The sequence below is a fragment of the Alistipes shahii WAL 8301 genome (assembly GCF_025145845.1).
GTDB classification, from domain to species: domain Bacteria; phylum Bacteroidota; class Bacteroidia; order Bacteroidales; family Rikenellaceae; genus Alistipes; species Alistipes shahii.
Genome location: NZ_CP102253.1, coordinates 1,925,908 through 1,948,573, shown reverse-complemented (window position 1 = coordinate 1,948,573; position 22,666 = coordinate 1,925,908). Strand labels below are relative to the sequence as shown.

The window sequence follows — 22,666 nt, the reverse complement described above, 5'->3', positions numbered from 1 at the left end:
AGAAGGCCGGCAAAAAGCCGACCTTAAATCTTTCCTGCAGGAAATTAAGCGTACTTGAACGTCGACTCGTCCGATACGGTCAGTTTCTTGCGGCCCTTTGCGCGGCGCGCAGCCAGCACCTTGCGACCGTTAGCCGTAGCCATACGAGCGCGGAAACCGTGCTTGTTGATACGCTTGCGACGCGAAGGCTGGTATGTTCTCTTCATTGCCATAGCTATATAGTTTTTATTGTTTCAGACATTTTTACGGATTGCAAAAGTACAACAAAAAAGTTATCCGCAAAAGTTTTTCGCGAAAATATTTTCCAAAACCCCGAAAAAAGCCCCGAATCCCACTATCTTTGGCGCCGTTAGGGCACTTTCAGGGGTCGGAAATTTTGTCGGACGGCATGCAATTCAGTTTTGTTTCCGTCCGTTCTTTTTTCTACCTTTGTAAAGTAAAGGAGGCTCCGGAAGCCCGCATGAGCGCCGACCGGTCCGGAGCGGTTTGTTTTTCAGACGGATAACACACGACAGCACATATGGCAGTTTTCAAAGTCGAAGGTGGCCACCGACTGCGGGGCGAAATCACGCCCCAGGGAGCCAAAAACGAAGCGTTGCAGATACTCTGCGCCACGCTGCTGACGCCCCAGCGGGTCGTCGTCAGGAACATCCCCCGGATTCTCGATGTGATGCAGCTCATCGAACTGCTCCGCTGCATGGGCGTGGAGGTGGAGCAGCTCGCGGAGGACGCCTACGCGTTCTGCGCCCGCGACATTGATTTCGAATACCTCAAATCGGACGATTACCGCCAACGCTGCACGCGATTGAGGGGTTCGGTCATGCTGATCGGCCCGATGCTGGCGCGGTTCGGCGTGGGATACATCCCCAAGCCGGGCGGCGACAAGATCGGCCGACGCAGGCTCGACACCCATTTCCTCGGATTCCAGAAACTCGGCGCGAAGTTCAACTTCGACATCGCCGACGAGTTCTTCATGGTCGAAGGCCGGGAGCTGAAGGGGACCTACATGCTGCTGGACGAGGCGTCGGTGACCGGCACGGCCAACATCGTGATGGCCGCCGTGATGGCCAAAGGCCGGACAACGATCTACAACGCGGCCTGCGAACCTTACCTCCAGCAGTTGTGCAAAATGCTCAACAGAATGGGCGCGAAGATTTCGGGCATCGCCTCGAACCTGCTCGAAATCGAAGGCGTCGAAGCGTTGGGCGGCACGGAGCACCGGCTGCTGCCCGACATGATCGAGGTGGGCAGCTTCATCGGCATGGCCGCCATGAACCGTTCGGAGCTGACGATCAAGGATGTGTCGTTCGAGAACCTGGGCATCATCCCCGCGCAGTTCGCCCGCATGGGCATCCGTTTCGAACAGCGGGGCGACGACATCCACATCCCCCAGCAGGACCATTACAGCATCGACACGTTCCTCGACGGCTCGATTATGACCATTGCCGACGCCCCGTGGCCGGGACTGACGCCCGACCTGCTGTCGATCTTTCTGGTGGTGGCCACGCAGGCCAACGGCGCCGTGCTGATCCACCAGAAAATGTTCGAAAGCCGCCTGTTCTTCGTCGACAAACTGATCGACATGGGCGCACAGATCATTCTCTGCGACCCGCACCGCGCCACGGTCATCGGCCACGACCACCGGCTATGCCTGCGCGCGACCCGCATGACCTCGCCCGACATCCGTGCGGGCGTGGCGCTGCTGATCGCGGCCATGTCGGCCGAAGGGGTCTCGACCATCCAGAACATCGACCAGATCGACCGCGGCTACAAGGACATCGACGGCCGTCTGAATGCCCTCGGGGCCAAAATCACCCGCATCGACGACTGCAAGTAAATCCCCGGCTTTCCGGAAAACAACCCCTGCCGCGCAATATTCCATCAGCCGCGCGGCAGGGGTTTTGCGACCATAGGGCAGCAAAACCGCCCGCCGAACCCCGTTTTCCGGGATTTGCGGCCGAAAGGAACAGGGTCAAAAAACGGCCGAAATGTACCATTCGGCCTATTTTTTATATCTTTGTGCGTCGACCCCGCACCCGAACAGGATATCGGCAAAAACAAATCATACGACAAAACGATTTTTTCTTAACATTCTGAAACTTAAACACGTTATATACTTACAAAAATACGTCTATTCACCAATTTTACTTATATGCGTTCACTATCCAAACTCTGCGTCCTGCTCCTGGCGGCAGGCCTACTGATCGCCCCGGCGTCGGGGGCGGCGGCCTCGAAATCCAAAAAGAAAAAATCGAAAACCGAGGAGGTCGCCAAACCCAAAGTCGACAAGTACACCAAAATGTTCGTCAACGACAAATCGTGCCTCACCGCCAAAGGGCCTTTCCTGACGCTCCACAAGCTCAAGGGAAAGCTCTACGTGGAGGTTCCCCTCAAGACGATCGGCCGTGAAATGCTGATCGCCTCCACGATCTCGGAGGCCAGCGACACCAACCTCGGGACCATCGGCTACAAACCCACGGACCCCATCCACGTCAAGTTCACGCGCATCGACACGACGATCTACCTCTCGCAGGCCGTCGTGCCGCCCGTTCACGACACGAACGATCCCCACATGTCCAAGGCCATCGGCCGGAGCACCCTCCCGCCGATCATGCACTCCTACCCGCTGGTCTGCTACAACCGCGACAGCTCGGCAATGGTGATCGAAATGACCAAGTTCTTCTCGGGCGACAACGAACTGCTCGCCCCGATCAAAAGCACCAAGGGCGGCGTGGTGAACATCACGGGCAAGTTCAAGTCCGAAGGTTCGGTGATCGACCAGATCAAGTCCTTCGAGGACAACGTGACCGTCAAATCCTATCTCTCCTACTCGGTGACGGCCGACCTGCTGGGCCTGATGGTCATCAAGAAGGACGAGCCGATGACCGTGAAGGTCACGCGCACGATCCTGCTGCTGCCCGAAGAGGCGATGCGGCCCCGCCTGGCCGATTCGCGCATCGGCATCTTCCTGACCGACATGTCGCGCATCAACGGCAAGAAGGACAAGATCGAGGATTTCTCGGTCATCAACCGCTGGAACATCCAGCCCAAAGACATGGAGGCCTGGAAACGCGGCGAACTCGTGGAGCCGGCCAAGCCGATCGTCTTCTACCTCGACGACGCGTTCCCCGCGCTGTGGCGCGAACCGATCCGCCGCGGCGTGCTGCGCTGGAACAAGGCCTTCGAGAAGATCGGATTCAAAAACGTCATGCACATCGAGGACTTCCCGAAGGACGATCCCGAATTCGATCCCGACAACCTGAAATACTCCTGCATCCGCTACGTCCCGGCCGCCGTGGCCAACGCCATGGGACCCTCGTGGGTCGACCCCCGCTCGGGCGAGATCATCAACGCCTCGGTGCTGATGTACAACGACGTGGTGAAGCTGGCCGCCAACTGGCGTTTCGTGCAGACCGCACAGGTCGACGAGCGCGTGCGCGGCAAGGAGCTGCCCGACGACGTATTCCAGGAGTCGCTGGAGTACATCCTCGCCCACGAGGTGGGACACTGCCTCGGACTGATGCACAACATGGCCGCATCGAGCGCTTTCCCCGTGGATTCGCTCCGCAGCGCATCGTTCACGCAGCAGCACGGCACGACCCCCTCGATCATGGACTACGCGCGTTTCAACTACGTGGCCCAGCCGGGCGACAAGGGCGTGAAACTCACCCCGCCGGACCTCGGACCCTATGACGACTACGTCATCAAATACGCCTACACGCCGCTGCCCGACAAGAAGGACATGTTCGACGAGGAGAAGACCATCCGCGGATGGATCGACGAGAAGGTCGGCGACCCGATCTACCGTTACGGCCGCCAGCAGGTGATCGCCCGCTACGACCCCACCGCCATCGAGGAGGACCTCGGCGACGACCACATCAAGGCCGGCGACTACGGCATCGGCAACCTCAAATACGTCCTCTCGCACATGGAGGAGTGGATCACCGACGAGGAGGACCCCGACCTGAAAATCCGCACGGAGCTTTACGAGGCCGCGGCCGGACAGTTCGCGCGCTACGTGAACGCCGTGATGCTCAACGTGGGCGGCATCTACCTCACGGACGTGAACAGCAACACGGCGGGCGGTCCGCAGGCCGTTTCCGTCCCGAAGGAGTTGCAGCGCGCATCGCTGAAATGGGTGCTTGCGCAGATGAAGGACTCGGCATGGCTCGAACAGCCCGCGCTGACCGAAAAACTGCCGCTGCACGTGGACCTCTCGTTCATCCTGCGCTTCAACTTCTGCCGCGCGTTCTTCACCTATTATAAGAACGTCACGCTCTCGTCGCACATCGCCGACGATCCCTACACGCCGCAGGAGTATATGGACGACCTCTACAACATCGTCTTCGAAAGCACGATCAAGGGACGCCCGGTGTCGCCGTCGGAGCGGCTCATCCAGCGGATGTTCGTCGACGCGGCCGCGGACGTCGCCTCCAGCGAGGCCAAGCGCATGAAGCTGGGCGGCATCGCGGAGGCCTACGCACCCTCGGTGGACGAGATCGCGCTGCTGGGTCTCGACCGGAGCGGCATCGTGGAGCGTTACCTCGGCCCGCTGCGCGAGGCCGAAGAGGAGCATGGCAAGGGATACGTCGCCTCGCAGCTCTGGAACAGCGACGCCCTGTCGTCGGGCTACGGCTGGCAGTACAACGTGCAGCTGCGGTCGATCGACGAGTCGCGCGCGCTGTTCGTCAACGTCAACGACCGAATCCTGAAACTGCTGCGTTCGCGCGTGAAAAGCGCTACGGGAGAGACCCGCGCCCACTACCAGGGCATGATCTACGTACTCGAACGCAGCCTGTTCCCGTCACAGAAGAACTAAAACCCGAGCAGACCGGCCGCCCCGGCCGGTCTGCCTAAAACCCAAACACATGCAAAGAATTCTACAACTTTTCAGCCGTGCGCTGCGGCTGTCGCTGGTCGTGGGCTTGTTATGCTGCACAGCCGCTACGGCCCGGGCGCAGGGGGGGGGTGAGCCGATCAACCTGAACGCGACGCTTACCGTCACGCTGACGGAGAGACCCGCGACGGCGGTGCTCGACGAAATCACCCGGAAGACAGGCATCAAATTCGCCTACGACCCCGAAGACATCCGCCGGCTCCCGGCCGTGAGCGGCGAATTCAAGAAAGTCACCGTACACGAACTGCTCGACAAGTGCATCGCCGGGTCGACGTTCAAATACGCCATCGAGAACAACGTCGTGCTGGTCTACGACTCAACGGTCAAGATGCGCAAGTTCACCGTGAGCGGAACCGTGCGCGACGCCGGCAAGACGGTGCTCCCCGGCGCATCGGTCATTCTGAAAGGCGGCTCGGGACAGGGCATCTCGACCGATGAAAAGGGCCAGTTCACCTTCACCTTCTCGACCAAGACCAGCCCTGCGGTCCTCGAAGTCGGGTTCCTGGGCATGGAGACCCAGCAGGTGATCATCACCGGCTCGGCAAAGGGCCTGAACGTCACCCTCAAGGAGGGCGGCACGCGCATCGACGACGTGGTGGTCAACGGCATGTTCACCCGCAACAAGAGCACCTACACGGGTTCGGTGACCTCGATCAAGGGCGAAGACCTCGTGGCCATCTCGAACACCAACCTGATGTCGGCCCTGAGCGCCGTGACCCCGGGCATGGTGGTCGTACAGAACAACGCCCTCGGCTCGAACCCCAACGCCATTCCCGAAATCCTGATCCGCGGCTCGAACTCCATCGCCACCTCGGCCGAGGAGAAGGCCTACAACAACCCGCTGATCATCCTCGACGGCGCCGAAATCAGCATGGAAGAGCTGTACGACCTCGACATGTACGAAATCGAGCGCATCGACGTCCTGAAGGACGCGCAGGCCTCGATCGTCTACGGCGACCGGGCGGCCAACGGCGTAATCGTCATCGAACGCCAGCAGGTGACCGACAGCAAACCCCGCCTGAGCTACAACTTCGTGCCCGAGCTGAGCATCCCGGACCTGAGTTCGATGAACCTCTGCAACGCGGCGCAGAAACTGGAACTGGAACGCCTGGCCGGGCTTTACGAATCGGACAACGGCGCGATGGACAAGGCTTACGCCTACAAATTGCAGAACGTCCGCCGGGGCGTCAACACCGACTGGATACGCGCCCCGCTGCGCGTACCGTTCAGCCACACCCACTCGCTCTCGTTGAGCGGCCGCGCACAGAAGATCGACTACCGCGCGTCGCTGCGCTTCAGCGACAAGTACGGCGTCATGAAGGGCGACAACCGCCGCAACTACACGCTCAACTTTTCGATAGGCTACCACATGCGCGACAAACTCACGCTCCGTTACACGGCCAACTACACGCTGACCGACGCAACGGATTCGCCCTACGGCAAATTCAGCGCCTACACGAAACTCAACCCCTACGAGTCGCCCTACGACGAGTACGGCGAGCTGGTCAAAGCCTTCTACTTCGACCCCGAGGACACCTCGACGACGAGCGAAGGCTACCAGGCCAACCCGCTCTACAATGCCACGCTGTCGAGTTTCAGCACCTCGCGCAACCAGACCCTCCGCAACACGGTCGACGCCAAATGGTACGTGACCAAGGATTTCTACGTCTCGGGACAGTTCAACATCGACGTCAAGAGCAGCCAGTCGGACAAATACGTTTCGCCCGACGATGCACAGTTCCTCGGCGAGAACGACCCGGCCAAGCGCGGTCTCTACGGACTGGGCACGGGCAAGGCGTTCAACTACGACGGCAAGATCGTGCTCAACTACGGCCGCAACATCGGACAGGAAGGCTCGGGATTCGTGATCAACGCCGGAAGCGACATCCAGCACACCAACGCCACGACCTCCTACATCACGGCGATGGGTTTCCTGAAGGACAACCTCTCGGACATCAAATACGCCCTGGGATACGACTCCTCGAACCTCCCGAGCGGAACCGAGACGCTGCTGGCAAAGGTCGGCTTCTTCGCCAGCGGCAACATCTACTTCCGGAACCGGTACTTCGCCGACGTTTCCTACCGCACGTCGGGATCGTCGGCCTACGGCAAGGAGAACCGGTTCGCCCCGATGTGGTCGTTCGGCCTGGGATGGAACCTCCACAAGGAGAAGTTCCTCGAAAACGTCGAATGGATCGACGTGATCCGCCTCAAATGGTCGTGGGGATACAACGGCCAGACCACCGGCAGCCCCTATCAGGCCATCACGACCTACAAGTACAGCAACAGCAACATCTACTACACCGGCGTGGGAACCGTGCCGATCCGCATGGGCAACCCCGAGCTGAAGTGGCAGCGCGTGCTGAAGAACAACTTCGGCATCAACCTCACGCTCTTCAAGGAACGGCTGGTGATGAGCTTCGACTACTTCCGCAACACCACCAAGGACCAGCTGATGACGATTCCCCTCCCGGCGTCGACCGGTTCAGAGGACATCGTCGTGAACTTCGGCGAGAACCAGAACGTAGGTTACGACTTCTCGGTGGCGGGGCAGGTGATCCGCAACAAGAACTGGGCGTGGACGAGCGTCATCAACGGTTCGCACGTCAAGGACCGCATCAAGCAGATCAGCGACAAGCTGAAGAACACCGCCTATCAGCTCGAAGAGGACAACCCGCTGAAACTGCGCTTCCGGGAAGGCGGCTCGCAGTACGACATCTACGCCGTGCGTTCGGCCGGTATCGACCCCGCCACGGGACAGGAAATCTTCATCAACAAAAACGGCGAATACACCTTCAAGTACGACGCCGAGGACGAGGTGGTCGTGGGCAACACGCAGCCCAAACTGCAAGGCACGTGGCTCAACACGCTGCGTTACAAGGGATGGTCGCTGAACTTCGTCTTCAGCTACACCTTCGGCGGCGACACCTACAACAAGACCCTCTGGGAGAAGGTGGAAGACATCGACCCGCGCTACAACGTCGACGAACGCGCCTTTACGGACCGCTGGAAGAACCCGGGCGACCTGTCGCGCTACCTCGCCATCAAGGAGCGGCGTTCGACGACCCCGCACAACTCGGAGCGTTTCGTGGAGCGGCTCAACGAACTGTGGCTTTCGAGCGCGACGCTCACCTACGAGTTCCAGCCGAAATTCCTCAAACGGCTCGGATTCAAGCGTCTGGCCGTAGGTGTCGGCGTATCGGACATCGTACGCTTCTCGACCGTCAAGTACGAACGCGGTACGAGCTACCCCTACTGCCGCACCATCAACCTGACATTCCGTCCCACGTTCTAATATTGCCGAGACCATGAAACGAATGAAAAAATACAGCTACATCCTGCTGGCCCTGCCGCTGCTGCTGGGCAGCTGCGAGGCGTATCTCGACGTCAATCCCAAATCGGAAGTGACCGACAAGGAGCTTTTCTCGACGGCCGAAGGCTGCGAAGACGCCATCTACGGCATCTATACCGAGATGGGAACCAACAAGAACCTCTTCGCCTACGCGCTTACGTTCGCCTATCCGGAACTGATGACCGGCAACTTCACCATCAGCCAGAGCGACAACCTGGCCTACGTCGTACAGCGCCTGTGGGAGCACGAAAACGCCATCACGGTAGCCGAAAACCTCTGGATCAACGGATACAAGGCCATCGGATACGTCAACAAGGCGCTGATGCACGTCCTGCCCAAATCCGACGACGAATTCCGCCACATCCGGCTCTACAAAGGCGAACTGCTGGCGCTGCGCGCCTACCTCCATTTCGAAATGGCCCGCATCTTCGCCGTGCCGTTCGCATCGGGCGACGCCGCGGCCAAAGCCAAGGCCATTCCCTACGTGACCACGTACGGCATCGAAGTCACCCCGTACAGTTCGCTGGACAAGGTGTTCGAACTGATCGTCGCGGACCTGACCGAGGCGGAGAAATACCTCGCGGCGGACGAGGAACTGGTGACGGCGACCCGCAACAACGCCTCCGACGGCTTCACGAGCTGCCGCATCACGCACCTGAACCTCTACGCGGTACAGGCGCTGCTGGCCCGCGCCTACTGGACGATGGGCAAACTGGACCTGGCCGAGGATTACGCCGAGAAGGTGATCGACAGCGGCAAATTCCCGCTGATGACGACCGCCGAGGCCTGGAACGCCGTGGAGACCGGCACGCTCAACATGCAGGAGACCGTCTTCGGGCTCTACTCGACGCAGTACACCTACAACTTCTACCGGAATCACATCTACCAGGGCGGAACCCTTGCGCTCTCCAGCCAGTATTCCGAAATCTACTCCACCGACCTGGCCGGCACGGACAAGCGTTACTCGACCTGGTTCGACACGGGCAATTCGTGGTGCATCAAGCACTACAACAAGATGTACGCCCAGGGAGAGAGCAACCCCACGTACAGCGGCAAATCAATCCCCGGACCGAGTCTGATCCGAATTCCCGAAATGTACTACATCGTGGCCGAAGCCAACCTCACGAAAGACCCGGACAAGGCGACGGAATACCTCGACTACGTGGTGAAGTCGCGCGACCTGACGCCTTTCGCCGAGCGCGAAACGGGCAAAATCACCGAAAACAACATCATCAACGAACGCCGGAAGGAGTTTTTCGCCGACGGCGAGGATTTCTTCAACATGAAACGATTGCAGCTGGACATCGCGATACCGGGAGGCAATTTCGCGGGAACCGACGACGCGACCTACACGATGCCCATCCCGCAGAGCGTAGAGGACAATTACAGACAATAACGCAAGACTTATGAAAAACCTCATTTTCAAAATAGCCGTCCTGGCCGGAACCGTCGCGGCATTCGCCTCCTGTTCCGACACGTGGCTGATGTACGACACGTCGCAGAAGGACAAACTCTATTTCAAATACGAGAACTATCCGAGTCTGGACCAGTATCTCTCGACCGACTTTTCGTTCGCCCTGCTCGACGAATCGGTGAAAGAGGTCAAGAAGACCGTAACCGTGACCCTGCTGGGAATGCCGGCAGACCGCGACCGGACGTTCGAGGTAAGGGCCATTCACGACACCACCTCGAATTACACCACGGGCGGCGTACAGCGCGAGCTGATCGACGCCGTCGAGAACGAAGACTACACGATCGACAGGCTCATCGTCCCGGCCGGCTCCGTGGAAGGGCAGATCGACGTGACGCTGAAGCGCACGGAGAAGATTATGACGAAAACCGCGTCGCTGGTGCTCCAGATCGCCCAGAACGAAGAGTTCGAAGGCGTGCCCCGGAACGTCTACCGGTTCCTGATCTCGGACGGAACCGCCGCCTGCCCCTACTGGTGGTACTACTCCGCCACCCAGCAGTGGTATCAGTACACGGGCGAATTCCGGCAGGACAAATACCGGAAACTGCTGGAACTCTACCACGGAATCGCGGAGACCAACCCGACGCTCTACGCGTCGATGGTCGAACAGTACGGCGAGAACATCGACAACGATTACTACACGGGACTCAACGGACAGCAGCTGCGCATGAGCATGGGATTCATGGTCAACCGGCAGAACCCCCACAAGATGGCCTGGCTCCGCTACGTGCTCTGCCCGCTGTTCGACTACTATTCGACCAATTACCCCGACCTGGAGTATTATACGACCGGAAGCGTCAACGTAACGACAGGCGGCTGGAGAGACCCGGCAAATAACTATTAACCGAAAGCGCCATGAAACAACTTGCGAAATATCTGTTGCCGCTCTGCTGCGGAATCGCACTGGCCTCCTGCTACGGACTCGACAAAGAGGAGTACCGGGAGCTGGCCCCGATCACGGTGAGCGGTCTGGACCGGACCATCTACGCCAAGGCTACCGAAACGCTCCACCTCGACAAACTCCGCGTGGAGAGCGAAAGCGGGCAGGACCTCGTCTACGAATGGTCCTACGGAAAACCTGCGGGAGACTTCCCCGGCATGGTCGACACGACGTTCATTTCCAGTTCGCCGACGCTCGACTACACCTTCGACAAGGCCGGCAGCTACGTGCTGCGCCTGCGGATCGACAACGGCGAAAGCATAGGATTCCATTACTACGACCTGCGCGTGCAGGCCGGCTTCGACGAAGGTTTCCTGATCCTCTGCAACGACGACGAGGGCGCCGGATCGCTCGCCTTCGTCAAGAAACGCTCTCCGCAGGAGGAGGCCGAAGGCGCCCAGGAGATCTGGGACAATCTGCTGACGATCAACCCGGAATACGACTTCCGAAGCCTGCGCGACGTCTACGTATTCTCCTCGCCGGGATACGCTTCGGGAATTCTGATCTCCTCGGGCGACGACGAAGGCTCGATCTACCGCCTCGACCCCGTGACGCTGAGCGTCACCTATCGCATGAAGGGGATGGACGAATACGGAGTCCGCACCGGAGAGATTCTGGGCGAAAGAACGTCGGGAACCGCTCACTGGGCCTATCTGATCGGCGACGACGAGAGGGCCTACCGCTACGAATTCTCGACCGACATGCTCATCGTGCGGGAAACGCCCTTCCCCGCACGATACGGCCGGCAGGGACTGTTCGCCTCGAAAACCGCCGGAGTGCGCGACATCCTCATGTTCTCCGAGGCCGGAATCACCGGATTCCCCAATTCGAGAATCGCGGGATACGCCGCACCCGACGGGTATGAATTCATCAACATGGCAGCGGGCCGCATCGGGGCGGGACAGTACGACGCTTCCAAATACTACTGCATCGCCCGTACGATCGAAGGGGCGCCGAAAACCGTCAAAATCATCAGCACCAGTTCATCGCTTTCGAGTCCGACCGAAATCAAGACCTACGACGAGGTGCAGCCGATGCTGATGAATGCGAACACCCGGATCGTCACGACGAAGCTCAACGGAAACGCCTACTACGATTACGACAACAAGATCTATCACTGGGCGATGACAGGCGTCGACCCGGTCGTTCCCGCCGAAGGGGCCAAGCCCGACATCACGCTGCCCGACGGCGAACAGATCATGGACATCTGCACGAACGCCGTACCGTCGACCTCTTCCGCGGTGGTCGACGACGACCAGCTGCTGATCGCCACCTACAACCCGACGGCGACCGGCCGCAAGCCCGGCAGCCTCTACGTTTACAGTCTGAAGACGATGGAGAAGGTGAAGGAGTATGTCGGCATCTGCGAAAAACCCGTGGCCGTGGCCTACAAGTTCCCCACATCGAACTGACGATCCGCCCGGCACGGCACGTTCCGCATCCGGCCTTCCCCTCGCGGGAGGGCCGGATCGTTTTTCGGGAACCGCCGGGGCGTCATAGCCCCGGTTTCGCTTTGCAGAAAAGAAAAAACCGGTTATCTTTGTATGCCGGCCCCACAAGACAGCCCTGCGGAGGCTCCCGGACAGGACACCCTCGGGCCAAAGTCACCCCTTTTCAAGGGGAGGAGGGGGAGGCAGGGGAATTATCTGCGCCGAAACATAAGCCGCGGAAACCGACTCCTTCGGAGCTGCGGCGAACCTGATAAACAAAAAAAGAGTTATTTACACTTATGTTTTTAGAAAATGCCAGCCGCAAGGGCTGGATCGAAGTCGTATGCGGTTCGATGTTCTCGGGTAAGACCGAGGAGCTGATCCGCCGCCTGAAACGAGCCAAATTCGCCCACCAGCGGGTCGAGATTTTCAAACCCCGGATCGACGTGCGCTATTCCGAGGAGGAGGTCGTGTCGCACGACGCGAACGCCATCCGCTCCACCCCCGTCGAGTCGCCGCAGAACATCCTGCTGATGACCGCCGACGTCGACGTGGTGGGCATCGACGAGGCGCAGTTCTTCGACGAAAGCATCGTCGACGTGTGCCGCCGGCTGGCCAACAACGGCGTGCGCGTGATCGTCGCGGGTCTGGACATGGACTACACCGGAAAGCCGTTCGGCCCGATGCCCGCGCTGATGGCAACGGCGGAGTACGTCACCAAGGTTCACGCCATCTGCGTCCGCTGCGGCAACCTCGCCCACCATTCGCACCGCCTCACGAGCGACGAAAAGCAGGTGATGCTGGGCGCGCAGGACAGCTACGAACCGATCTGCCGCCATTGCTTCAACAAGCTGATGAACGGAGAGAAAGCGTAGGCCCCCGGCCGCAGGGAGGAGGGTACGACAAAAAACCGCAGTCCGGAAATCCGGGCTGCGGTTCTGTTTTGCGGGACAGGGGCTTCGCCCTCCGGCACGCGGGCGCCCGTCAGCGGGCGGCGCGCAGGGCGTCGATGAAGCCGGGCCAGAGCACCCAGAGATTCTCGGTCTGGAGCCACAGTTCGCGGGCCTGTGCGGCAGGCGAGGGTCGTTCGCTCCCGATGTCGCGCAGATACGCTTCGTCGGCCGGATGCTCGTCGGCGGTAAATTCGGCGAAGAAGGGCGCAAAATGCGTCCGGAATCGCTGCAACTCCCCTTCGGGCAATCGTCCGTCACGGCGGAAAGCCGACCACAGCAGCAGCACCTCACGCCCCGGATGCTTGTCCGACACGTCGTTGATCACCTCGTCGAACAGCTCCTGCTCGTCCAAGGCCAGGTAGTCGAAGGCCAGCAGTTCGCTCCCTTCCAGATGGTCCTCGGGGTCGAGTTCCAGCAGCATTTCCAAGAGCGCCGCCGACATCTCGAAATTGTTGATCAGGAAGTGGTCGATGGCCGAGGCGAAGATCAGTTCGAGCGCCGCGCGCGAATTGCGGTGGCTCCATTCGAGATTGATCTCCTCGTCCTCGGGAATCAGCTCCGCAAGACGCTGGAAGGCCTGAAAACGCTCGTTGCAGGCTCCTTCTATATCGCCGGCGGCCTGCATCTCGCGGGACCGGGCGAGGACTTTCACGAAATTACAGGGTCCTTCGCCGACCACCTCGAAAGTCTGGTCGGGCGTAGGTTCAAGATATGCCTTTTGCATCGTTGTCTTTGAGTTTGAAAATCATGGCGACAAGGACCGCGAGCGTCACGCCCCCGCCCAGCAGGTAAGCCGCCGTACGGTTCTGCATGCCCAGCATCAGCGGCGAAACGAAGATATAGCTGGCGCAGACATACGTCATAACGAGAGCCGGAATCAGCCCCACCCACACGGCGCGCCCCCGGTGGCGGAGGTAGGCGACGATCATCCAGAGCGTCACCGCCGCGAGGGTCTGGTTCATCCACGCGAAATAGCTCCACATGGTCTGAAACGGCAGTCCGAAGATGATCAGAAGTCCCAACGCGAAGAGCGGAATACAGATATAGATGCGTTTGCGCAGCGTGCGCTGCTCGACGCCCATGAAGTCGGCGACGATCAGCCGCGCGGAACGGAAGGCCGTGTCGCCCGAGGTGATGGCGCAGGCCACCACGCCGAAGATCACGAAGACGGCCAGCGCCGGGCCCAGCGTCTTGTTGGCGATCACGTCGATCATCACGGCCGCCTGGCCGCCGTATTCGGCGATGGCGCCGTTCAGCCCCGCGACATCGCCCCAGAAGGCCATGGCAATGGCGGCCCAGACGAGGGCGATGATCGACTCGGAGATCATCGCGCCGTAGAAGACCGAGCGGCTCTCGCGTTCGTTGCGCATGCAGCGGGCCATCAGCGGCGACTGCGTGGCGTGGAAGCCCGAGATGGCGCCGCAGGCAATGGTCGTGAAGAGCATCGGGACGATCGGGAAGGCCTTCGCATCGGCGATGCAGTTTTCGAAGGAGGTGAATTCCGGAATGGTGTATTCGCCGCCGAAAAGCAGCACGACGAGGATGCCGACGGCCATGAACAGCAGCGCGAAGCCGAAGACCGGGTAGATGCGGCCGATGATCTTGTCGACGGGCAGCAGCGTGGCGGCGATGTAGTAGACGAGAATCACGCCCAGCACGATCAGCAGCAGCCACGAGAATCCGCCGAAAGCGATGCCTTCAAGCGACGGGACGTCGAGGCGGGCCGCGACGAGCGATGCGGGCTGCGAGAGGAACACCGCACCGACGAGGATCATCAGCCCGGCGGAAAAGAGCCGCATGACGATCTTCATGCCGCCGCCGAGGTAGACCCCGGCCGTCTCGGGAAGACTCGCGCCGTCGTGGCGCAGCGAGATGACCCCGGCGATGAAGTCATGCGCCGCACCCATGAAGATGCCGCCGAAGGTGATCCACAGAAACGCCACCGGCCCGTAGGCCGCACCGAGCACGGCGCCGAAAATCGGGCCGAGCCCCGCAATGTTGAGCAGTTGGATCAGGAAAATGCGCCACCTCGGCAGGGGCACGTAATCCACGCCGTCGTAAAGGCGGCTGCAGGGCGTCCGGGCCGCCGGGTCGATGCCGACGAGCCGTTCCAGATAGCGTCCATACGTGAAATATGCGGTCACCAGCAACGCCAGGCACACCAGAAAAGTAATCATCGTAAAACAGTTTCGGGTCAGTTTTAGCGCGAATATAGCAAGAAAAGCGAGAATTTTCGCAAAATTGTTGCGAGAAAAAAATATTTTTCAGATATTTGCAGTCCCAAAGGGAACCTCGGTGTTCCCGAAAGGCTGAATTAGCTCAGCGGTAGAGCACTTCACTCGTAATGAAGGGGTCCCGAGTTCAAATCTCGGATTCAGCTCCAGGAGGCGTGAGAGAGAAGGAACGGATTACGTCGTCCACTGCAAAAAGTCTTATGTGTCAACGACATGTAAGACTTTTTCGTTTTCAGGCGTCAGGAGAGAGCAACTGCGCGCAGGCGTCCGCCTCCCGGCCGGCGCAGCTGTTCCGTCCCCGGAAACGACCGGAAATGAACCCCGGGCGGCGGGACCTTCGGCAGGCCGCCGGCATAAAATTCGACCGGCGCGTCTTCTTTTTCATCTTTTTTCCATACCTTTGCTGCGCAACGGTTCGCCGAACGAGGCCCCCGGCCCCGGGCGATTAAAAGGGAATGCCGTGAAAATCGGCAACAGTTCCCTCTGCTGTAAGTTCCTGCCGCCGAAGCGGCACATCAGACCCCGACAATCTCTTGCCACTGGTTTTCACGCGACCGGGAAGGCGTCGGGACCGGAACGAGTCAGAAGACCTGCCGCTGCAATGGTTTTACAATCCAGGGGGAAATGGATCGTGATCGGCAGGAAAAACGGTTTCCGGCATATCCCCGAATGTAAAATCAGGCTACTGCGAAATTCCGGCCGGACGCATGCCGTGCGCACGGCACGAATGCGGATCTCCGGAACATCCGCAAAGATTGGTTGAACGATTTAAACGAAGAGGATATGAGCTGTTTTTTCAGTCATGCCGGACGGACGGCGATACCGGCGCTGCTCTCGGTAGCGCTGGCGGCCGCAGCCTGCAACAAGGACGGAGAGATTACGCTGCCGGACAGCAAACCCCGAATCACCCTCGACAGCGAGACAGGCGTCTACGCGGCCAAGATCGGCCGCGCGGTGACGATCACGCCGACCGTGGAAAACGAGGGAGAGGCCGCTTACAGCTGGACGATCGACGACGAGGTCGTTTCTACGGCGCGCGTGTTCGAATACGTATTCAACGAGGAAGGCCGCGTCTATGTGACCCTGCGGGTCGAAAACCGGGCGGGATACGACGAGAAGGAGGCGCGCATCGACGTGAACCGGCTCGCTCCCCCCGTCATCTCGCTCATCGTGCCGCAGACGGGGCTATACGTGCTCACGGGACGGGAATACACGTTCGCACCGGAGGTGCAGAACGGCGAAAACGCCCGTTACGAATGGTATCTGGACGACTCGTCCGTACCGGTCTCCACCGAAAAGGACTACATCTTCATGCGCACCCAACCGGGAGACTGCTCCCTGCGGCTGACGGTGACCAACGAGGACGGCACGGCCGAGAAAACGGTTGCCGTACACGTCGTGGACGTCATTCCGGTCCGCATCGCGTTCATCCCCTCCTCCTACCTGGCCGACCCGCTGGTGCGGAGCGTATCGCTCGGGCGGACGCTGTTCCTGCGGCCGCAGGTGAGCGACGCCGTCGGGCCGGAATATGCATGGTACGTGAACGGCTCTTTGCAGGAGGACGCAACCCAACGCATGTTCGCCTTCACGCCGGAGAAGGAGGGCGAATACGAAGTCACCTTCCGGGTGACGGACACGGACGAAAGCCCGGCCGCACCCCTCTCGCGCCACATCACGCGCGCATCGTCGAAGCGAATCACCGAAAAAACGCTCCGGGTGACCTGCTACGAACGCGAATCGGAGCGCGTCATCACGACGACGGGACAGCCCGCGTCGAACCGGGTGCTCGAATTCCTGCCCGCGCCCGGACAGTTCGTCAACGAAACGGGCATGGCCGGATACACCGGCCAGAAGAGCTTCGAGGAGGCCCGTCTCTACGCCGAGAACCGGCTGAAAAAGGGTGAGTTCGTCTCGCTCGGCAACTTCGGCGGCTACGTGATCCTCGCCTTCGACCACAGCGTGGAGAACAAGGGCGGATACGACTTTTCGATCCCCGGCAACCAGTTCGAAGGGAGCAACGAACCGGGCGTCGTGTGGGTGATGCAGGATGTCAACGGCAACGGCAAGCCCGACGACGAATGGTACGAACTCCGGGGCAGCGAAACGGGCGGCGAATGGACCGTCCAGGAGTATGCGGTGACCTATTACAGACCCGCCGGGCCTCGCCAGGGGGTGAAATGGACCGACAATCTGGGCCGGAGCGGGCAGGTAGCCTATCTGGGACAGTTCCATGCGCAGGACTACTACTATCCCCTGTGGCTCGAAGAGGAGTCCCATACCTATTACGGCACGGGCCTGCGGCAGAACACCACGCAGACCCCAGGCGGAGACTGGTCGAACAACTCGTTCGAATGGGGGTACGTCGACAACGCGGGCAGCGACAATCTGGAATCTTCGTCCAAAACCGGCAAGACCTGGTTCAAGATCAGCAACGCCATGACGCCCGACGGACAGCCCGCCGGATTGCGCTACATTGATTTCATCAAGGTGCAGAGCGCCATCAACGGCAGCGCCGGAGGACTGGGCGAACTCTCGACCGAAGTCGCCGGAATGGCCGTCGACGAGAACCTCAACCGATAACCCCATTCCCGACCGCAACGCATGAAACGATTCTTACGACAGATTCTGCCCGCGGCTTTATGCCTCTCCGCCCTCGGCGGCTGCATGAAGTGGGACTACGGCCGCACGGAGGATTTCTCGGCGACGGAACGGGGGCTGTTCATCGTCAACGAGGGCATGTTCCAGTACGGAAACGCCACGCTGTCGTATTACGACCCGGAAACGAAAACCGTCGAAAACGAAGTTTTCCACCGGGCCAACGCCTTCAAGCTGGGCGACGTGGCGCAGTCGATGACCCTGCACAACGGCGTGGGATGGATCGCGGTGAACAATTCGCATGTCGTTTTCGCCGTCGACCCCGACACCTTCCGCGAGGTGGGACGCATCACCAACCTCACCTCGCCGCGGTACATCCATTTCGTTTCGGACGAAAAGGCCTACGTCACGCAGATCTGGGACAACCGCATCTTCATCGTCAACCCCAAACGCTACGAAATCACGGGATATATCGAGTGCCCGGACATGACGGCAGAATCCGGCTCCACGGAGCAGATGGTGCAGTACGGCAAATACGTCTTCGTGAACTGCTGGTCCTACCAGAACCGTATCCTCAAAATCGACACCGAGACCGACCGGGTCGTCGGTCAGCTGACCGTCGGCATCCAGCCCGCGTCGCTGGCGATGGACCGGAACAACAAGCTGTGGACCGTCACCGACGGCGGCTACGAGGGCAGCCCCTACGGATATGAAGCCCCGTCGCTGTACCGCATCGACGCCGAAACGTTCTCCGTGGAGAAGCAGTTCCGGTTCCGGAAGGGGGACTCCCCGTCGGAGATGCAGCTCAACGGCACGCGCGACACGCTCTACTGGATCGACCGGGACGTCTGGCGCATGCCCGTCGCCGGGGAGCAGCTTCCGGTGCGCCCGTTCCTCGAATACAGGGAGACCAAATATTACGGACTGACGGTCGATCCGGCCAACGGCGACGTGTACGTTGCCGACGCCGTCGACTACCAGCAGCAGGGAGTCGTCTACCGCTATACGGCCAAGGGCGAGCCTGTCGACGAATTTCACGTGGGCGTCGCGCCCGGAGCGTTTTGCTGGAAATAACCGGAGAGCATGAAAACAACCGCCTTGTTTCTTTGGATGCTGCTGTTTCCGGCGCTGCTGCGGGCGCAGGGCGAGCCGGCGCCGTCCGACGTGCCGGAAACCCCGCAGAACGCCGGCGCGGGGGAGTGGCGCGGGAAAGGCGCCATCGCCATCCGGGAGGTTCCGGTCTGGGGCCGGCGTCCGATGAAAAGCATCGGCGTCGAGGAGACGAAACTCGACTCGGCGATCCTCAAGGAGAACATCGCCCTCTCGATAGCCGACGCGCTGACGTTCAACACACCGGTTTTCGTCAAGCAGTACGGCCGCGCGACCCTCTCCACGGTATCGTTCCGCGGCACGGGTCCGTCGCATACGCAGGTGACGTGGAACGGCATGCGCATCAACAACCCGATGCTGGGCATGACCGACTTTTCGATGATCCCCTCCTATTTCATCGACGACGCCTCGCTGCTCCACGGAACCTCGTCGGTCAGCGAGACGGGCGGCGGACTGGGCGGACTGGTGAAGCTCTCGACTGCGCCGGCGGCGGCCGACGGATTCGGGCTGCAATATATCCAGGGCATCGGCATGTTCCGTACTTTCGACGAATTCCTGCGCCTGACATGGGGCGACGAGCGCTGGCAGGTATCAACCCGCGCCGTCTACCAGTCCTCGGCCAACGACTACAAGTACCGCAACCGCGACAAGAAGGAGAACATCTACGACGACGAGATGAACATCGTCGGGTCGTACTATCCCACCGAACGCAACAAGAGCGGCGCGTTCGACGACGTGCACGTGTTGCAGGAGGTCTACTACAACACCGGGAAAGGCGACCGCTTCGGGCTGAACGCCTGGTACATCAATTCCAACCGGGAACTGCCCCTGCTGACGACCGACTACGCCGACGACACGCAGTTCGAAAACCGCCAGCGCGAACACACCCTGCGCAGCGTCCTCTCGTGGGACCACTACCGCCGGAACTGGAAGGCGGCGGCGAAAGCCGGATACGTGCATTCGTGGACGGCCTACGACTACCGGCGCGACAAGGGCAACGGCATCCTGGAGGCCATGACCCGTTCGCGGAGCAGGATCAACACCCTCTACGGGCAGGCTGACGGAGAGTATTCCGTCGGCGGCAAATGGCTCTTCACGGCCGGGCTGTCGGCACACCAGCACTTCGTCGAAAGCGCCGACAAGAACATCATCCGCCAGCAGGGCGACAAGGCCGTCGTCGGCTATGACAAGGGACGCATCGAACTCGACGGCTCCCTGTCGGCCAAGTGGCGTCCCACGGAGCGGCTGGGCTTGTCGGTCGTCGTGCACGAAGCCATGTACGGAACCTCCTGGTCGCCGGTCATCCCTGCCTTCTTCGCCGACTGCCTGCTTTCCAGGCGCGGCAACGTCGTGGCGAAGGCCTCCGTCTCGCGCAACTACCGCTTCCCGACGCTCAACGACCTCTACTTCCTGCCGGGCGGCAACCCCGGCCTGAACAGCGAAAAGGGCGTCGCTTACGAAGCCGGACTGTCGTTCGCCGTGGGAAAGGAGGGCGCGTACACGCTGTCGGGGTCGGCGTCGTGGTACGACCAGCACATCGACGACTGGATTCTGTGGCTGCCGACGGCAAAGGGATTTTTCTCGCCGGTGAACATCAAAAAGGTCCACGCCTACGGCGTGGAGATCCGGGCCGACCTGGCCGCATCGCTCACCAGGGAACTGAAAATCAACCTGAACGGCACCTTCTCATGGGCGCCGTCGATCAACGAGGGGGGAGCCGATGTCCCCGGCCGACCGGTCGGTCGGCAAACAGCTGCCCTACGAACCGGAATATTCGGCCACGGCGACCGGAAGGCTCTCCTGGCGCAGCTGGGGCCTGCTCTATCAGTTCTGCTATTACAGCGAACGCTACACCATGTCGAGCAACGACATCACGCTCACCGGACGCCTTACGCCCTATCTGATGAGCAACCTCTCGCTCGAAAAGGGTCTCTCGCTCCGGTGGGCGGACCTGACGCTCAAAGGCACGGTCAACAACCTGTTCAACGAGGAGTACCTCTCGGTGCTCTCCCGGCCCATGCCGCGCATGAACGCCGAATTCTTCATCGGCATAAAGCCCAAATGGGGGACGAAAAAGAGGTGATCCGGCGCGAAGGAGCCTTTCTCCGCGTCTTATTTCCCTTCGGGGACCAGCTGGCCGGCATCGTTCACAAAGAGGGACTTGCGCTGTTCAGAGGGTAGAAATCCCCCCCCCCTCGCGGTTCTCTCCACCGGGGTCGATACCGATGGGATGCGCGAAGACGAAACGCGTGCCGCCCGTGTAAGCGGAATCGACCCAGATGCGGCCCCCGACGATCATGGCGATCTGGCGGCAGATGGCAAGGCCCAGCCCCGTGCCCTTCTTCTTGTTGCCGTCGAGCTTCTCGAAGCGGTTGAAAACCAGATCCTGCTTGTCGGGCGGAATGCCCGGTCCGGTGTCGGCCACCGAGAAAAGCACCTCGCCCCGCTCCTCGTCGATCTCCACCCCCAGCGTGATGCTGCCCTCGGAGGTGAACTTGCCGGCGTTGGTCAGCAGGTTGATCAGGATTTGCGAAAGACGGTGGGCGTCGGTGGTGAGCATGAACGATCCGACGGGACACGCGAAACGCCCCTCAACCCCTCTCTGCCGCGTATGGGCCGTGGTCATCATCACGTGCTGACAAATCTGCACGATATCCTCCGAAGCGTAGTTGAACCTGATCTTGCCGCACTCGAGCGACGAAATGTCGAGGATGTCGTTCAGCAGCGTGAGCAGCATCTCGGAGTTGCTGACCACGATGGCGCAGTACTCGGCGCGCTCCTCCTGCGAAAGCTCCTCGCTCTGCATCAGCGAAGAGAAGCCCACGATGGCGTTGAGCGGCGTGCGGATTTCGTGGCTCATGTTGGCCAGGAACGCCGACTTGAGCATGTCCGACTCCTCGGCCTTCTCCCGGGCGACGACCAGCTGGCCCTCGCGCTCCTCAAGCGTGAGCTTGAGCCGCCGCATGCGCAACAGCAGCCACGTCACGAAGAGCAGCAGCACCAGCAGCAGGATGCCCGCCACCAACAGTTCGATGTAGTGGGAGTATTTCGACAGCTTGGCCGCCATCGTATCCTCGATGACGCTGCCCTTGGGCAGGGCGTATTCAGCGATTTTCCACTCCTTGAGCTTGCGCGAATCGAACAGATAGAGACTTTTGCTCGTATGGAAATGAGCGTCTTCGATGTCGTCCGTGTCGTAATATTTCCGGATCTGGTTCGCAATGACCTCCGCGCCGTTCTCGTATTCGGGCACGTAACCGCCGATCGCCGTGTCGCCGATGCCCGTACCGGTCACCGAGAAGACCGGAACGCGGGGGTTGTTCTGCACCAGGTCGTTCAGCGACCGCTGCATGAAGTATTCGCCGTCGCTGCCCACGCGCCACGTGCCGAGCATCACGGCCGAACGGGGCGGCAGCGTCGCATAGGTCCGGAACGCCGTCTCCTCCCCCTCGCGGCTGTCCACCAGCACGAGATTCAGGTCGGGGTAGTTCTCCCACTCCGCGCGCACGAGCGCCTGCAACGAAATGCCGCCGTAGGTATTGTCGGTCACCAGAGCGATGTTCTCCACCTGGGGATAAAGCGAACGGATCAGGTCGATCGCACGGGGTCTCCACGTCTGCAACGAATCGGGCGGCGCGGGCAGCATGACGCCGTTCTCGCTGGCGAAGCAGCTGAAGCACATCA

13 protein-coding genes, 1 tRNA gene, 1 pseudogene and 1 riboswitch are annotated in these 22,666 nt (G+C 60.6%); of the genes and pseudogenes, 11 read left to right on the top strand and 4 right to left on the bottom strand.

The features are described 5' to 3' along the window. Positions 1-44 precede the first annotated feature (44 nt). Positions 45-206, bottom strand: coding sequence for a 50S ribosomal protein L34 (rpmH, locus tag NQ492_RS08375; protein ID WP_010261331.1), 162 nt, complete (start codon positions 204-206; stop codon positions 45-47). A 314-nt stretch (positions 207-520) separates the two neighbouring features. Between rpmH and murA the strand changes: the two genes are divergently transcribed. The 7 genes from murA (at position 521) to NQ492_RS08340 (ending at position 12,965) form a co-directional block, all read left to right on the top strand. Then, entirely contained in the window at positions 521-1,837 is a 1,317-nt protein-coding gene (murA, locus tag NQ492_RS08370; RefSeq protein ID WP_015547698.1) for a UDP-N-acetylglucosamine 1-carboxyvinyltransferase, read from the top strand. A 315-nt stretch (positions 1,838-2,152) separates the two neighbouring features. Further along, positions 2,153-4,819: a zinc-dependent metalloprotease gene (locus NQ492_RS08365; RefSeq protein WP_259872885.1), complete on the top strand. Its 2,667-nt coding sequence runs from the start codon at positions 2,153-2,155 to the stop codon at positions 4,817-4,819. 49 nt (positions 4,820-4,868) lie between these two features. Then, entirely contained in the window at positions 4,869-8,192 is a 3,324-nt protein-coding gene (locus NQ492_RS08360) for a SusC/RagA family TonB-linked outer membrane protein (RefSeq protein WP_083810249.1), read from the top strand. A gap of 13 nt (positions 8,193-8,205) precedes the next feature. Continuing rightward, positions 8,206-9,645 carry a RagB/SusD family nutrient uptake outer membrane protein gene (locus NQ492_RS08355; protein WP_044054551.1) on the top strand — a complete coding sequence of 480 codons (1,440 nt, stop codon included), beginning with the start codon at positions 8,206-8,208 and terminating at the stop codon, positions 9,643-9,645. A 10-nt stretch (positions 9,646-9,655) separates the two neighbouring features. Then, positions 9,656-10,564, top strand: coding sequence for a DUF4843 domain-containing protein (locus NQ492_RS08350; RefSeq protein ID WP_015547700.1), 909 nt, complete (start codon positions 9,656-9,658; stop codon positions 10,562-10,564). Positions 10,565-10,575: 11 nt separating this feature from the next. Then, a complete protein-coding gene (locus NQ492_RS08345; RefSeq protein ID WP_015547701.1) occupies positions 10,576-12,072 on the top strand; it encodes a hypothetical protein in 1,497 nt (498 codons plus the stop codon). Positions 12,073-12,389: 317 nt separating this feature from the next. Further along, positions 12,390-12,965: a thymidine kinase gene (locus tag NQ492_RS08340; RefSeq protein ID WP_015547702.1), complete on the top strand. Its 576-nt coding sequence runs from the start codon at positions 12,390-12,392 to the stop codon at positions 12,963-12,965. Positions 12,966-13,074: 109 nt separating this feature from the next. Here NQ492_RS08340 and NQ492_RS08335 read toward each other — a convergent pair whose 3' ends face one another. Both NQ492_RS08335 and NQ492_RS08330 read right to left on the bottom strand, forming a co-directional pair. Next, on the bottom strand, positions 13,075-13,767 hold the full coding sequence (locus NQ492_RS08335) for a hypothetical protein (RefSeq protein ID WP_015547703.1): 693 nt from the start codon (positions 13,765-13,767) through the stop codon (positions 13,075-13,077). Continuing rightward, on the bottom strand, positions 13,748-15,220 hold the full coding sequence (locus NQ492_RS08330) for a carbon starvation CstA family protein (protein ID WP_015547704.1): 1,473 nt from the start codon (positions 15,218-15,220) through the stop codon (positions 13,748-13,750). Before NQ492_RS08330 ends, NQ492_RS08335 begins: the two co-directional genes overlap by 20 nt. A gap of 131 nt (positions 15,221-15,351) precedes the next feature. Here NQ492_RS08330 and NQ492_RS08325 point away from each other — a divergent pair. From NQ492_RS08325 to NQ492_RS08310, 4 genes and pseudogenes are all read left to right on the top strand, one after another. Beyond that, positions 15,352-15,426: transfer RNA gene (locus NQ492_RS08325), tRNA-Thr, on the top strand. A gap of 245 nt (positions 15,427-15,671) precedes the next feature. Further along, positions 15,672-15,889: riboswitch (cobalamin riboswitch) on the top strand. A gap of 171 nt (positions 15,890-16,060) precedes the next feature. Continuing rightward, entirely contained in the window at positions 16,061-17,857 is a 1,797-nt protein-coding gene (locus NQ492_RS08320) for a PKD-like domain-containing protein (RefSeq protein ID WP_015547705.1), read from the top strand. Positions 17,858-17,878: 21 nt separating this feature from the next. Next, positions 17,879-18,946, top strand: a complete 1,068-nt coding sequence (locus NQ492_RS08315) for a glutaminyl-peptide cyclotransferase (RefSeq protein WP_149886921.1) — start codon at positions 17,879-17,881, stop codon at positions 18,944-18,946. A gap of 36 nt (positions 18,947-18,982) precedes the next feature. Continuing rightward, positions 18,983-21,065 (top strand): annotated as a pseudogene (locus NQ492_RS08310) (TonB-dependent receptor). 87 nt (positions 21,066-21,152) lie between these two features. Here the strand turns inward: NQ492_RS08310 and NQ492_RS08305 are convergent. After that, complete coding sequence (locus tag NQ492_RS08305; protein ID WP_259872884.1) at positions 21,153-22,664, bottom strand: sensor histidine kinase; 1,512 nt, start codon at positions 22,662-22,664, stop codon at positions 21,153-21,155. Between the last annotated feature and the right edge of the window lie 2 nt (positions 22,665-22,666).